The organism is Bacteroidota bacterium (assembly GCA_038746285.1).
In the GTDB taxonomy this organism is placed as follows: Bacteria; Bacteroidota; Rhodothermia; order Rhodothermales; family JANQRZ01; genus JANQRZ01.
The window spans coordinates 16988-31836 of record JBCDKT010000008.1 but is presented as its reverse complement, the minus strand read 5'-3'; the positions used below and the strand labels follow the sequence as shown (position 1 = coordinate 31836).

At 70.4% G+C, this 14849-nt stretch carries 6 protein-coding genes; all 6 read right to left on the bottom strand.

All coding sequences use genetic code 11. The features are described 5' to 3' along the window. Positions 1–20 precede the first annotated feature (20 nt). Positions 21–2393 carry an ABC transporter permease gene (locus AAGI91_04165; GenBank protein MEM1041804.1) on the bottom strand — a complete coding sequence of 791 codons (2373 nt, stop codon included), beginning with the start codon at positions 2391–2393 and terminating at the stop codon, positions 21–23. Between the two features lie 38 nt (positions 2394–2431). Then, entirely contained in the window at positions 2432–4816 is a 2385-nt protein-coding gene (locus AAGI91_04160) for an ABC transporter permease (GenBank protein MEM1041803.1), read from the bottom strand. Between the two features lie 38 nt (positions 4817–4854). Further along, positions 4855–7239 carry an FtsX-like permease family protein gene (locus AAGI91_04155; protein MEM1041802.1) on the bottom strand — a complete coding sequence of 795 codons (2385 nt, stop codon included), beginning with the start codon at positions 7237–7239 and terminating at the stop codon, positions 4855–4857. Positions 7240–7277: 38 nt separating this feature from the next. Continuing rightward, on the bottom strand, positions 7278–9773 hold the full coding sequence (locus tag AAGI91_04150) for an ABC transporter permease (GenBank protein MEM1041801.1): 2496 nt from the start codon (positions 9771–9773) through the stop codon (positions 7278–7280). A gap of 38 nt (positions 9774–9811) precedes the next feature. After that, positions 9812–12226 (bottom strand): ABC transporter permease, encoded by a 2415-nt coding sequence (locus AAGI91_04145; GenBank protein MEM1041800.1) that lies wholly within the window; start codon positions 12224–12226, stop codon positions 9812–9814. A gap of 151 nt (positions 12227–12377) precedes the next feature. Next, positions 12378–14834: an ABC transporter permease gene (locus AAGI91_04140; protein ID MEM1041799.1), complete on the bottom strand. Its 2457-nt coding sequence runs from the start codon at positions 14832–14834 to the stop codon at positions 12378–12380. Positions 14835–14849: the final 15 nt, after the last annotated feature.

Sequence of the window (14849 nt, the reverse complement as noted above, 5' to 3'; positions counted from 1 at the left end):
GTAGTACGGGGGACCAGGACCTATTCGTTGCGGAGCGCTCGGACGGGGTCCGCCGCCGCGGCGCGGTAGGCCTGCACGCCGACCGTGAGCGCGGCGAGCACGAGCGCCGCCGTCCCGGCGAAGACAAACGGCCACGCGCCGAGGTCGACGTGGAAGGTGAAGTCGGAGAGCCACGCCCGGGCACCGAGCCAGGCGAGCGGCAGCGCCACGAGGCACGCCACGAGCACGAGCGCCACGAACTCCCGCGACAGCAGCCCGACGAGGTTCGCCACGCTCGCGCCGAGGACCTTGCGCACGCCGACCTCCTTGCGCCGCCGCTCCGCCGCGTACGCCGCGAGGCCGAACAGCCCGAGGCACGCGATGAACGCTGCCACGGCTGCGAAGAGGTTGGCGAGCGTCCCGATCCGCTGCTCGCTCTCGTACATCTCGCCGTAGGTGGCGTCCATGAACGCGTAGTCGAACGGGACGCCCGGGCTGAACGCGGCGAAGGTCTCGCGGAGCGCAGCGATGGCCTCCTCGGTCTGGCCCGGCGCTGTCCGCACCGCGAGGAGCTGAAGGTTCTCCAGGCTCTGGTCGAGCAGGAGGATCGTCGGCTCGATGGGGTCGTAGAGCGAGGCCATGTGGAAGTCCTTCACGAGGCCGACGATCTGGCCGTCGCGCCCCCACATCGACAGGCGTTCGCCGACGGGCGTCTCCATCCCCATCACCCGCGCAGCCGCCTCGTTGACGACGAAGTTGGCCGAGTCCGCGCCGAAGGACCGGGAGAAGGTCCGGCCCGCCGCCATCTCCATCCGCATCGTCTCGGGGAAGCCGTAGTGCGTCTGGAGGACGTGGAAGAGCGGCTTGCTCTCGGGGGCCTTGCCGTCCCACTCGGGGTCGGTCGTGGAGGAGCCGATGCGGAACGGCTCCGAGTTGGAGACCGACACGCTGACGATGCCAGGCCGGGCGAGGAGTTCGCGGCGGAAGGCGTCGTACTGCTCGTGCGCCCCGCCTTCGAGCCGCATCGAGACCACGTTGGCGCGGTCGAGGCCCAGGTTCTTGGTCTGGATGAAGTCGATCTGCTGGTAGACCACGAACGTGCCGACGATCAGCAGAATCGACGCGGCGAACTGGAAGACGACGAGGCTCTTGCGGAGCAGGGCACTGCCGTGCGTGGTACCGCCGCTGCCGCGCAGCACCCCCGCCGGGTCGAAGCCCGAGAGCACGAGCGCCGGGTACGCGCCCGCCAGCAGCCCCGCCCCAACGGCAAGACCGACGAACCCCAGCCACATCCCGGTCCCGACCGACCCGAGCGTGACCTCTTTGCCGGCGACCTCGCTGAAGAGCGGCAAGAGCACCGCCACGACTGCCGCCGCCAGGGCGAGCGCGCCGAGGGCGGTCAGCACGGCCTCGGCGAGAAACTGCCCGACGAGCTTGCCGCGCGACGCGCCGAGCGTCTTCCGCACCCCGATCTCCCGCGCCCGCTGCGCCGAGCGTGCGGTCGCCAGGTTGGTGAAGTTGATGCACGCGATCAGGAGGAGGAACAGCGCGACTACCCCGAAGATGCGGACGTACTCGATCCGCCCACCTGCCTGCTCTCCGTCCTCGAACTGGTTGTACAGGTGCTGTTCGCCAAAGGGCTGGAGGAAAAGCGTGTTGCCTTCGCCCCCCTCGAAGTTGTCTGGGATGATGCGTTCGATCTTCGCGTTCACGGCGTCGCGGTCGGCCCCTGGCGTGAGGCGGACGTGGAGTTGCAGGCCGCTGTTGCCCCAGTGGTCGACCCACGCGTTGCGCTCGTAGTAGTCCCGGCTCGGGAGCACCCAGTCGAACTGGAGCGACGAGTAGGCCGGGACTTCGGCGGCGACGCCGGTGACCTGGAAGTCTCGCCGGTCGTCCACGCGGACCGTCTGGCCGATGACCCCGTCCGGCGACCGGTCCGGGAAGAGCACCGACGCGGCGCGCTCGGAGAGTACGATCCCGTCGGGCCGGTCGAGGGCCGTCGCTGGGTCGCCCGCCAGGAGGGGAAACGAGAACATCTCGAAGAACGAACTGTCGGCCCAGAGGCCTTCGTCGCGGAGCGCCACCTCGCCATGCGCGAGGACCGCGTCCCGCGGCCACGTCGTCCGTTCAGCGTACTCGACCTCCGGGAAGTCTGCTTCGAGCACGTCCGCGACGGGCTTCGTGACGGCGCTCCCGGTCAGAACGGGCGCGCCGGGCAGGGCCATGTGCCGCTTGACGATGTAGAGCCGGTCCCCGCCGGCGTGGAAGCGGTCGGTGCGCAGCTCATCCTGCATCCAGAGCAGGATAAAAAACGCACATGCCAGCCCGACCGCGAGGCCGAGGACGTTGAGTGCCGTGTAGCCCTTCTGGCGGCGGAAGAAGCGGAGGGCAGTTCTGAGATAGCTCGTCAGCATGGCGATAGCGTCTCGTGGGGGCAACCGGTCGGTTGCCCCTACTCGTTGCGGAGCGATTGGACGGGGTTGGCGGTGGCGGCGCGGAGGGCCTGCGTGCTGACGGTCAGGAGCGCGACCGCGAGCGCGATCCCGCCGGCGAGGAGGAAGACGCCCGGCCCCAGTTCGACCCGGTAGGCGAAGCCCTCCAGCCAGCGGCCCATCCCGAGCCACGCCAGCGGCACGGCGATCCCGAGCCCGGCGAGGACGAGGCGGACGAAGTCTCCGGCGAGGAGCGTGGCGATCTGGCCGGCGCTCGCGCCGAGGACCTTCCGCACGCCGATTTCCTTGCGCCGCCGCGCCGCCGCGTACGCCGCGAGGCCGAGCAGCCCGAGGCACGCGATGAAGACGGCGACGCCGGCGAAGAACCCGAACAGCTGGCCGAGTCGCGCCTCGGCCCGGTAGAGCCGGTCGAAGTCCTCGTCGAGGAAGGTGTAGTCGAAGGCGTAGCCCGGCGCGAAGGTCTCCCAGGTGGCGCGGACGTGGTTGAGCGTCGCGGGCAGGTCGGCGGGCCCCACCCGCATCGCGGCGTAGCTGAACCACGGGATATAGTTCAGCACGAGCGGCTCGACCTCCTCGTGGAGCGACTGGAAGTGGAAGTCCTCGACCACCCCGATGATCTGGCCCACCGGCCGTTCCCACGCCCGGAACGGCGCGCCGACAGCCTCCTCCGGCGTCAAGCCGAGCGTTGCGAGCGCGGTCTCGTTGAGGATGTACGCGTCGAGCGTATCGCTCGGGACGTCGTCTGAGAAGCCGCGCCCGGCGACCAGGTCGATCCCGAACACGTCCAGGTAGCCGGGACCGGCAGGCGCGGTGGCGAAGCCCTCGCCCTGCTCGCCTTCGCCGGCCTGGCCGGGCCAGTGGTAGCCCCGGGTCGTCCCCACGCGGCCCGGCAGGCCCCCCGCCTTCGCCACATGCATCACCCTCGGGCTGGCCTGGAGTTCTTGGGCGAAGGCGTCGAAGGTGTCCCAGACCGGTGCCGGCGGCCGGACGAAGAGCACCTGCTCCTTCTCGAACCCGAGGTCGCGGCTCTGCATGAACCGGAGCTGGTCGTAGATCGTCAGCGTGGCGACGAGCAGAAAGGCCGAGATCGCAAACTGGAACACGATCAGTCCTTTGCGCAGCCAGAGCGCGCCGCCGCGCGGGCCGGTCTCGCCCTTGAGCACGCGCGCCGGTCGGAACGCGGACAGGTAGAGCGCCGGGTAGCTCCCCGCCACCAGTCCTGCGCCCAGCCCGATCCCGACCAGCAGCAGCACCGTCCAGACCTGCCCCGGGTCGAACGTCACGGTGGCACCGATGGCTTCGCTGAAGAACGGCAGCGCCACGCTCGCCAGCGCCACGGCGAGGACGATCGCCAGCCCGCTCAGCAGCACCGACTCGCCGAGGAACTGCCCGGCGAGTTGCCGCCGGTAGGCCCCGACGGCCTTGCGCACGCCGACCTCGCGGGCGCGCTGGCCGGCGCGCGCCGTGGCCAGGTTCATGAAGTTGACGCACGCGATCAGCAGGATCAGCAGGCCCACCGCGCCGAACGTCCAGAGGTACGACGCGTCGCGGTGCGCGTTGGAGAAGTCGTACGTCAGGCCTGTGTTGAAGTAGATGTCGGCCAGCGGCTGGAGCGCGACCGCATAGCCCATCGCGGCCTCACCCTCCGGCTCGCCGAAGGCCTGCTCGCGCATGGCCGTGGTCATCTTCGCGTCGAGGGCGGCGCGGTCCACGCCGGGCTGCAGCAGGAGGTAGGTGCTGAAGTTGTAGTTCGAGAAGTCGGTCAGCGCCCCCTCGCCCACGATCGCCTCCAGCAGCAGAAACGAGCCGACGGCGTTGAAGGTGAAGCTGGAGTTGGCCGGCACGTCGGCCATCACGCCGGTCACCGTCAGCGTGTGCGCGTCGTACTGGAGCGCCTGCCCGACCGGGTTCGTCTCGCCGAAGAACGCCTCGGCCATGCTCTCGGTGAGGACGAGGCCGTACGGCTCGCCGAGCACCGTCGCGGGGTCGCCCTGGAGGAGGTCGAACGAGAAGGTCTGGAAGAAGCCCGAGTCGGCGAGGGCGAGGCCGCTGAGCTTGCGCACCGCACCGCCGGGGAGCCGGACGAACGGGCCGCGGTAGTTTTCGAGCCGGACCGCCTGCTCGACCTCCGGGAACGACGCCGCGACGAGGGGCGCAAAGCCCGCCGCCGTGTTGGCATAGCGTCCCTCCGCGTCCGCGTACGTGAGCCGGACAATCCGGTCGGCGTGTTCGTGGAAGCGGTCGACGCTGCGCTCGTGCTGGAGGAAGAGCACGATCAGGAAGCAGCACGCCAGCCCGAGGCCGAGGCCGCCGACGTTGAGGAGCGTGTAGCCCGGCCGCTTGCGCAGCGTGCGGAGGGCGACGATGAGGTAGTTCTTCAGCATATCGATAGCATTGCGTAGGGGCGCAGCATGCTGCGCCCTCACTCGTGGCGAAGCGACTGGACGGGGTTGGCCGTGGCAGCGCGGAAGGCCTGCCCGGCGACGGTGACGAGTGCGACCCCAAGCACGACCGCGCCGACGGCGGCGAAGCCGACCGGGCTCACCTCGATCCGGTAGGCGAAGCCCTCCAGCCACCGCTCGACGAGTACCCACGCCGCCGGCACGGCGACCACGAAGGCCACGCCGACGAGGACGGCGAGCTCGCGGGTGAGGAGTGTGACGAGCTGGTCCGTACGCGCGCCGAGAACCTTCCGCACGCCGAGCTCCTTCCGCCGCCGCGCCGCCATGAACGAAGCAAGGCCAATGAGCCCGAGCACCGCGACGAGCGCGGCGAGACCGGTGAGGACAGCGCTGAACGCGCCCGCTCGCCGCTCCTGCTCGTAGAGCGACGCGAGAGACTCGTCCACGAACGTCGGTGCGAACGGACGGTCCGGGACCGCCTCGGCCCACACCGTGCTCAGATCGTCCATCGTCTCGGCAAGCGCCGCCGTTTCGACGCGGACAACGGCGCTCGCCGCCCATGTGGCCTCGCGGCGGACGACAACGAAGAGCGGGCGGACCTCTTCGCGGAGCGGGAAGAGGTGCCAGTCTGGAAGTACGCCAGCAATCGTTTCAGGGTAGCCGTAGCGGCCTACGCCGTTTTCTGCCTCGGGCTCGGTGATCACGTCGCGGCCTACGGGGTTCGCATAGCCGAGGCGCTCTGCAGCCGTCTCGTTGATGAAGAACAGCTGCTCTCGACCGTCCGCCCCGAACGCGCCGAGGGCAGGCGCGTCGATACCGAGCGCGCCGAAGTAACCGAGATCCGCGCCCGTACTGTTCGCGTCGTCGTAGACCACATCGCTTGTGTCGGCACGGTAGGTAATACGGTTGAAGCCGGGGCCGGGGAGCGGACCCGTGCCGACGGCGCGAACGCTCGGAACGCGCTCCAACTCGGCGCGGAGCCGCTGGTAGGCCTCGACACCCGGCACGCCTTGGAGCGCGACCACGCCTTCGCGCTCGAACCCAAGGTCCTTCTCCGCCATGAACACGACCTGCTGGTGGATCACGACGGCCGTACCCGCAAGTCCGATGAGGAGCGCGAACTGCGCCACGACGAGTGCTTGCCGCAGCCGGACGCCGCCGAGCCGCCGTGCGACGGAGCCACGGAACAGCTCGGCCGCGCGGTGCCCGGATAGCACCAGCGCCGGATAGCTCGCCCCAACGAGACCGGTTGCAACTACGAGGCCCACGAGGTCGGGGAGAAAACCTGGCTGCACCAGCGCCAGGGGACTAATCTCGACGCCCATGAGCGTGTTGAACGCCGGGAGCGTTGCGAGCGCGAGGCCGAGCACGAGCGGGAAGCACACGAGCGCTGTCAGCGCACCCTCGGCGAGGAACTGACCGGCCACGCTCTCCCGCTGCGCCCCCATTGCCTTCCGTACGCCAATCTCGCGCCCGCGCCCCTCGTAGAGCGCCGCTGCGAGGTTCATGTAGTTCGTGCACGTCACGACGAGCAGGAGCGCAGCGATCACGGCGAAGAGCCGGAGGTAGCGCGGATCGCCCGGCGGCTCGGCTTCGTAGAGCGTTGGCTCGGCGAGGTGGATGCTCGTGACAGGCTGGAGCCGCTCGCCAGCGTGCAACGGATCGTCGGCGCGGTCAGGGCGCGTTCGGTAAAAGGCCGCCGTCACGAGCGGCACCACGGCAGCGGGATCGGTGCCGGGCGTAAGGCGGAGGTACGTGTAGGCACCCCATGAAGGAATTCGGTCGTGGAGAACGAGATCGTAGCGGAGGTGCTGTGTCGCCGGTGGTTCGGCGATCACGCCCGTTACCTCGTACTCGGTCGAGTCGCGCCGGATGGTCTGGCCGATCGCCGAGTCGTCGCCGAAGTAGCGCCGCGCCGTGACCTCGGTGAGGAGCGCCGTGCGGGGTCGGTCGAGCGCTGTCACCGGGTCGCCCGCGAGGAACGCCGGCCCGAAGAGGTCGAGGAACGCAGGCCCCGTGGCGGCGAAGAGTACGGCACCTTCAGCAAACTGCTCGCCGCTCGCCTCCACGAACCGCTCGCGCGTTTCGAGGTACACCGTGGCCGCCTGTTCGACCGCCGGGATCACCTGCAGCTCTGCGCTGAACTGCCGCTGCTCGTCCCACTCTGCTCTGGAGAACCCCTCGAACCCGATCGTCGAATACCAACTCGCGCGGTAGTTAGAGTTGAGGCGGTAGAGGTCCTCAGCGTGTGGGAGGTGCTGGTCGAACGAGCGCTCGTGGTGGAGAAACGCCGCGATGAGCGTCACACCGGCAAGCCCGAAGGTGAGTCCGGCTATGTTCAGAAACGCGTAGCCTCGGCGGCGGCGCAGCGTGCGGAGGGCGACGGTGAGGTAGTTCTTCAGCATATCGATAGCATTGCGTAGGGGCGCAGCATGCTGCGCCCTCACTCGTGGCGAAGCGACTGGACGGGGTCGGCCGAGGCGGCGCGGAAGGCTTGCCCGGCGACGGTGAGAAGGGCAACCGCGAGCGCCCCGGCAGCGACGGCGAGGAACAGCACCGGCCCCGGCTCGATCCGGTAGGCGAACCCGTCGAGCCAGCGCTGCATAGCGACGTACGCCAGCGGCGCGGCCAGCACCGACGCGAGGGCGACGAGGGCGAGGAAGTCGCGCGAGAGGAGCGCGACGAGGCCGGGCACGCTCGCGCCGAGCGTCTTGCGGATGCCGACCTCCTTCGTCCGCCGCTCGGCGGCGTACGTCGCCAGCCCGAAGAGCCCGAGGCACGCGATCACGAGGCCGAAGACGGCGAAGGCTCCGAGGATCGTCCCCGTCCGCTGCTCGGAGCGGTAGCGGGCGTCGAGGTTGTCGTCGAGGAAGGCGGCCTCGAAGGCGCGCTCCGGCTGCACGGCGGCGAACGCCTCGCCGAGCGCAGCCATCGTCGCGGCGGCATCGCCGGGGCGCACCTTCGCGAAGGCGTACCGCGCAGCCGAGAGGCCTGAGCCGCCCTCCGCGTCGGGGAAGCGGTCGGGGCTGAAGATGGACGGCGTGATCTCGTACTGGAACGACGCCGCGTGGAAGTCCTCGACCACGCCGACGACGCGGCCCCGGTGGTCCATGTAGGTGTTGCCGTTCTCGTAGTAGAACATCCGAAGCTCCTGCCCGAGCGCCTCCTCCGGCCTCCACCCCTGCGCCTCAGCGAACGCCTCGTTCACCACGAAGGCGCGCCCGTCGAAGGCGGAGTTGCCAAAGTTCTCCTCGCGCTCCACGGCCGTGCCTATGTCGGCCGGCGCGTCGGTCAGCATCCGGCCTGCGACGAGATCCACGCCGAAGAGCTCGAAGTAGCCGGTGCCCACCGACTGGTGCCGCGTCCGTCCGGCGTTGTCGTCGAGCCGCTCGATGGGCGTGTAGGGCGGGCGCTCGACGCCGGGGCTGTCGCCGAACCCGAAGCCCGGTGCCCGCTCGGCCGTCGTGACGGCGACCACACTCGGCTCCTGGCGCAGCCGCTCGGTGAGCACGTCGAGGTCGGCCCCTTTGCGCTGGATCACGACGACGTGGTCCTCGTCGAAGCCGAGGTCGGCCTGCTGGAGGTACTGGAGCTGCTGCCACGCGATCGCCGTCGCGGCGACGAGGGCGACGGAGAGCGTGAACTGGAAAAGCACGAGGCCCTGCCGCAGCCGCGCCGCGCCGCGCCCGCCGCTCTTGCCGCCCGCGAGCACCCGGGCCGGCCGGAACCGCGAGAGGTAGAGCGCCGGGTAGCTCCCGGCCAGCAGGCCCGTCACGAGCGTCACCCCGAGGACCCACGCCCACAGGGCCCCGTCGCCGAGGCGGAAGGCCAGGTCTCGCCCAGCGAGGTCGGCGAAGAACGGCAGCAGCAGGACCGCCACCGCGACCGCCACCGCGAGCGCGATCCCGCTCAGCAGCAGCGACTCGCCGAAGAACTGCCAGACCAGCTGCTCGCGCCGCGCGCCAAGCGTCTTCCGTACCCCGACCTCGCGCGCCCGCTCCGTCGCCCGCGCCGTGGCGAGGTTCATGAAGTTGACGCACGCCAAGAGCAGCACGAACAGCGCGACGAGGGCGAAGACGGCGACCGTCGCCGCGCTCCCGCCGGGCTGCCACTCGCCGCCGAGGCTGGAGCGGAGGTGGATGTCGGCAAGGGGCTGGAGCGCCGGGACGTACTGCTCGGCCTCGGCCGGGTCGCGGTGGCGGGCGATGAACGCCGGCATCTCCGCGTCGATGGCCGCCGCCGACGCGCCCTCGCGCAGCTTGACGTAGGTGTGCGCCCTCGGCCACCAATAACTCTGGAACTCGCCGTCCGTCGTGCCCCAGTACGCGAGCTTGAAGGTGTCAAGCGAGGTCATCAGGTCGAAGGCGAGGTGCGTCGTCGCCGGCGGGTCTTCGAGCACGCCCGCCACGGTGAGCGTCCGCCCGCCCGTCGTGACGGTCTCGCCGACGGGGTCGGCCTGTCCGAAGTATCGCCGGGCTGCGGTCTGCGTCAGGAAGACCTGGTCCGGCGTCCCGAGCGCGTCCGCGCTGCCTGCCACGAGCGGAAACGTGAGCACGTCGAACACCGACGGATCGGCGTAGACCAGCCGATCCCTCTCAAACGTCCGCTTCGCCTCGTCCTCGCCGACCTCAACCAGCACGTCCGAGCGGACGAGCCGGGCGAGCGCCTCGATCTGCAGGAAGTCTGCCCGGAGCGCGTTCCCCATCGCCCCGCCGACCCACGCCGTGCCCTCGGTCTGCTCGGCGTTCGTGTGCTGCACGACGCGGTAGACGCGGTCAGCGTCCTCGTGGTGGCGGTCGTAGGCCAGCTCGTGCCGGACGAACAGCCCGATCAGGAGGCAGCCGGCGAGGCCGAGGGCGAGGCCGGCGACGTTGAGCGCCGCGTAGCCCCTGCGGCGGCGGAGAGTGCGAAGCGCGATGGTGAGATAGTTCTTCAGCATAGGAACGATGTCTCGTGGGGGTGCAGCATGCTGCGCTCTTACTCGTAACGAAGCGCCTTGACGGGGTCGACGGAGGCGGCGCGGAGGGCCTGCCCGGACACGGCTAACAGGGCGACGGCGACGGCGAGCACGCCCGCACCCAGAAACAGCCCAGGGCCGAGTTCGATCCGGTAGGCGAAGGCGTCGAGCCACCGGCTCATCAGGAGGTACGCCACCGGCGCAGCCACGACGAGCGAGACGAGGACGAGCTTCAGGAAGTCCTTCGACAGCAGCCCGACCAGGCTCCCGACCGAGGCCCCGAGCGCCTTGCGGATGCCGACCTCCTTCGTCCGCCGCTGCGCCGTGAACGCGGCCAGCCCGAACAGCCCGAGGCACGCGATGAAGAGGGCAACGAGTGTGAAGGCGATGACGCCCTCGCCCAGCCTACGCTCGTCCGCGTAGAGCCGGTCGAAGCGCTCGTCGAGGAACTGGTACTCGAACGGGTAGACCGAGAACGTCTGCCACGACGCGCCGATGGCATCGAGGGTCTCGGGCATCCGCTCGGGACGGATGCGGACCGCGAGGTGGCGGATCCAGGCGTCGGACCGCACGAGCATCAGCGGCTCGATGGGCCGGTGCATCGAGTGCAGGTGGAAGTCCCGCACCACACCGATCACGGTGTACCCGTCGCGGCCTCTGTACTCGTTGCCGAGGGTCCGGCCTACGGCGTCTGCGGGCGTCCAGCCGAGCGCGCGCACCGCGGTCTCGTTGAGGATGACCGTGACCACGGTGTCGGTCGGCACGTCCGAGGTGAAGGGGCGGCCCGCGACGAGCGCCATGTCGTAAAGCTCGAGGAAGTCCGAGTCCGCCTGGGTCTGGTAGATGTAGAAGTCGTCGCCCGAACCCTCGCGGCCGGTCCACGAGGACAGGATGGTCTGCGACCCCACGGTCGTCGGCAGGTGCGACGAGGCCGCCACGCCAACGACGCCGGGGAGGCGCTCGACCTCCTGCTTGAACGACCATACGCTCCGGCCCGTGTCGGGGGCGTCTGCGTCAAGGTCGCGCGCGTCGAGGGCGACGATGTGCTCGCGCTCGAACCCGAGCGGGCGGCTCTGGACGAAGTCGAGCTGCCGGTAGATCACGAGGCTCCCGATCACGAGGACGAGCGCCGAGGCGTACTGCCCCACGACCAGCAGCGAGCGCAGCCGGAGCCGACCCGCCGGGAGCAGGTTCAGCCCCTTCAGCACCCGCGTCGGCTGCATCCCCGTCAGCACGACGGCCGGGTACAGGCCCGCTGCGAGGCCCACCACCACCGCCAGGCCGGCGAGCGCGAAGAGCGACGGCGCGCTGAAGACCACCGGCCCGAGGTCGCGCTCCATCCACGACTCGAACAGCGGGAGCGCCAGCCACGCCAGCCCCAGCCCGAGGCCGAGCGCCGCGAGCGCCGTCAGCACCGACTCGGCCAGGTGCTGCGTCATGATCTGCCCGCGCGTCGCCCCAGCCACCTTCCGCATCCCGACCTCGCGCGCACGCTGCGCAGAGCGGGCCACGGCGAGGTTGGTATAGTTGACGCAGGCGAGGAGCAGGATCACGAGTGCGATCGCCGAGAACAGCGCCACCAGCCGGGCGTCGCCCTGTTCCGCCGGGTCGAAGTTGAGGTCGGAGCGCAGGTGGATGGTGCCCAGCGGTTGGGCGTAGAGCCGCGTCGGCTCCTCGCCCTCGTCCAGCTCCTCGCGCGGACCGTAGATCGCCCCGACCCGCTCGTCAAAGGCTGCCGTCGTCACGTCCGGGCGGAGCACGGCGTAGGAGTAGAACCCGCTGTTGACCCAGTTGTCCTCGTTCCGCCGGTAGTCCGGGCTGCCGCCCAGCGCGCGGAGGTAGCTGAACTGGAGGTGCGAGTTCGCGGGCACGTCGGCCGCGATGCCGGTGACGGTGTAGGTGTAGAGGCTGTCGAAGAACGAGACCTCCATCGCCTCGCCGAGCGGGTCGGCGGTGCCGAAGAGTTTCTGCGCGAGGGTCTCGGTCAGCACCAGGCCCTCGGGGTCGGCGAGGGCCGTCTGCGGGTCGCCGCGCAGGAGGGGGAAGCTGAAGACCTCGAAGAAATGGCCGTCGGTCCAGAGGCCGTCCTCGATCAGCCGCTGCTCGCCCGCGATCAGGAGCGTGTTCGGGTTGCTGCCGAGCGTCGCCGCGGCCTCGACCTCCGGGGCCTCCTCGCGGAGCGCCCGCCCGAGCGAGGCCGGCGTGACGGCGAACCGGTCGCGTCCCATAAACGCGCTGCCCGGCTGCTGCTGAACGACGCGGACAGTCCGGTCGCCCCGCTCGTGGAAGTCGTCGAAGGACTGCTCCAGGCGGACATACCCGAAGATGAGCGCGGCGCACGCGAGGCCGACCGCGAGACCCGCGACGTTGATGAAGGCGTAGCCCTTCTCGCGGCGGAAGGCACGGAGGGCGGTCAGGAAGTAGTTCCTCAGCATGGCAGTAGGGAAGTAGAGGTCCCCGCACCAGCACAAGCGCGGTGCCACCTGGATCGGCACGCCCTTGCGTGCCCCGTGCGCAGAAACTGGACGAGGACACTGTGCGCCAACGCACACCGGCTGTGCGTCAGCGCGCAGCCTCCAGCCCGCGCTACTCGTAGCGGAGCGCCCGGACCGGGTCAGCGGTAGCAGCGCGGAGCGCCTGCACGCCGACCGTCGCGAGGGCAACGACAAGCGCGAGACCCCCGGCGACGAGGAACAGCCCCGGCCCGAGGCCGATGCGGTAGGCGAACCCATCGAGCCACCGGCTTGCCACCCACCACGCCACGGGTGCAGCCGCGACGGCACCGGTCAGCATGAGCTTCGCAAAGTCCGTCGAGAGGAGGCGGACGATGCTCCCCGCCGTAGCCCCGAGCGCCTTGCGGATCCCGATCTCCTTCGTCCGCTGCTCCGCCGCGAACGCGGCCAGCCCCAGTAGCCCGAGGCAGGCGATGAACACGGCAAACCCGGCGAAGAGGCCGACGGCGCGGCCGAGGCGCAGGTCGCGCTCGTACTGCGCCTGGATTCGCGCGTCCAAGAAGGTCGCCTCGAACGGGTGGTTCGGCAGCACGCTCTGCCACGCCGTTTCGAGCCGCTGAAGCTGGTCCGCCGTCGCCCCCGGCGCGAGCTTGACGAGGACATCCGAGACCACGTAGAGTTCGGCTACGTCGACGGAGCGCGCCGAGAAGTACACCGCCGCTGGGATGCGCGTCCGCAGCGACCCGTGGTGGAAGTCGGGCACGACCGCCGCCACCGTCCCGGTCAGGCCCGGGTTGTTCGCCTCGTTGCCCGGCTCGACGATCCGCACGGCCTGCCCGACGGCGGCCTCTCCCAGCCCGAGTGCTGTGGCGGCCGTCTCGTTGAGTACGAGCGCCCGGTCCGATGCGGTCTCCTGAGCCTCCCACGCCGGGAGGCGTCCGGCCGTGGCCCCGATGTCCATCATCTCGAAGAACCCGGGGGCGGCGGCCTGCGTGCTGACGGGCACGTCGTGCCGGCTCTCCCGGCGCACCACGAGGCCGGTCCGCACCTCCTGAAGGCCCGGCGTCCCGTTCACGCCCGATACGGCGAGGACGCCCGGCTGTGCCGAGAGCGCCTCGCGCAGTGGCTCGAAGCTGCGCCGCGCCCCGTCCGCCGAGATCGTCACGATACGCTCCTGATCGAAGCCGAGGTCGAGCGAGCGCACATGGTCGAGCTGCTGGTAGATGACGAGTGCCACGATCACGAGCGCAACGGAGGTGCCGAACTGGAAGACGACGAGGCCGGAGCGCAGCCGCGCCGCGCCGAACCCTCCGCCCGTGCGGCCCCGGATCGCCTCTGCCGGTTGCTGCCCGGCGAGGAAGAGGGCCGGGTAGCCGCCTGCGACGAGTCCCGTCAGCACGACGATCCCCACCAGGGCTAGGGCTACGAGCCCCCCGGGGGCGGCCACATCCAGCGGGTGCCCGACCACCGTGTCTAGGTAGGGTCGTACCGTCACCACGAGCCCCAGCGCCACGAGCAGGCCACCTCCCGCCAGAAGCAGCGAATCGGTGAGGGATTGCGCGGCGAGTTGGGAGCGCTGGGCGCCCATCGCCTTGCGGACGCCCACGTCTTTCATGCGGGCCACGGCCCGGACGAGAGCGAGATTCGTGAAGTTGGCACAGGCCAGGAGCAGCACGATGAGCGCGATCCCGGCCAGCCCGTACACCAGCGTCCTCGATCCGCCCACGCCCGCCTCGCCCCGCTCCTGGGGGTGCAGGTAGATATCCGCGAGGGGCTGCAGCCGTAGCGCGGGCGCTTCGGAGGCGTCGGCTTCCAGCCGTTCGACGAGCGCCGTCGTGGTCTGCGCCGCGGTCTCCGCCCGGTCGGTCCCGTCGGCCAGCACGGCGTAGGTGTAGAGGCCCGGCCAGCCGAGTTGGCTGAGCGGACCGTACTGACGTTCCATCGTGAGCGTCGAGGAGAGCACGCTTAGCGTGAGGTGGGAGCGGCCGGGCGCATCCGCCAGCACACCGGTCACGACGAGGGGGATCTGGTCGGGGTCGCTGTACTCGTCGTACATCCAGACCGTCCGGCCAATGGGGTCGGCGTCGCCGAAGTACTTTTCGGCCGTCGCCTCGGTGAGCACGGCGGTCCCCGGCTCCGCGAGCGCCGTCGCGGGATCGCCGGACGCGAGGCGGAACGAGAACACCTCGAAGAACGACGGGTCGGCGTAGGCGAACTGCGGCTCGTCGAACGGCCCCCGGCTCTTGCTGCCGAGAGGTTGCCCTGCGCCTGCCGACGGGTCGCCGACCGAGATCGTCCGCTCCCACGGCACCAGCCGAGCGGTCGCCTCGACCCCGGCCGCGCTCGCTTCGAGCAGGGCCGCGTGCGCGCCGCCCGTCTTCGCGGTGCTGCCCGATGGCGTGTCCTGCACGACCCGAACGATGCGGTCGGCCTTCGCGTGGAAGCCGTCCACGGCGAGTTCGCCCCAGACGTAGAGCCCCATGAGCAGGCAGCCCGCCAGCCCGATCCCGAGGCCGGCGACGTTGATGGTGCCGTAGAGCCTCTGCTTGCGCAGCGTGCGGAGGGCGACCTTGAGATAGTTCTTAAGCATGGAGAGAAGAGGTCT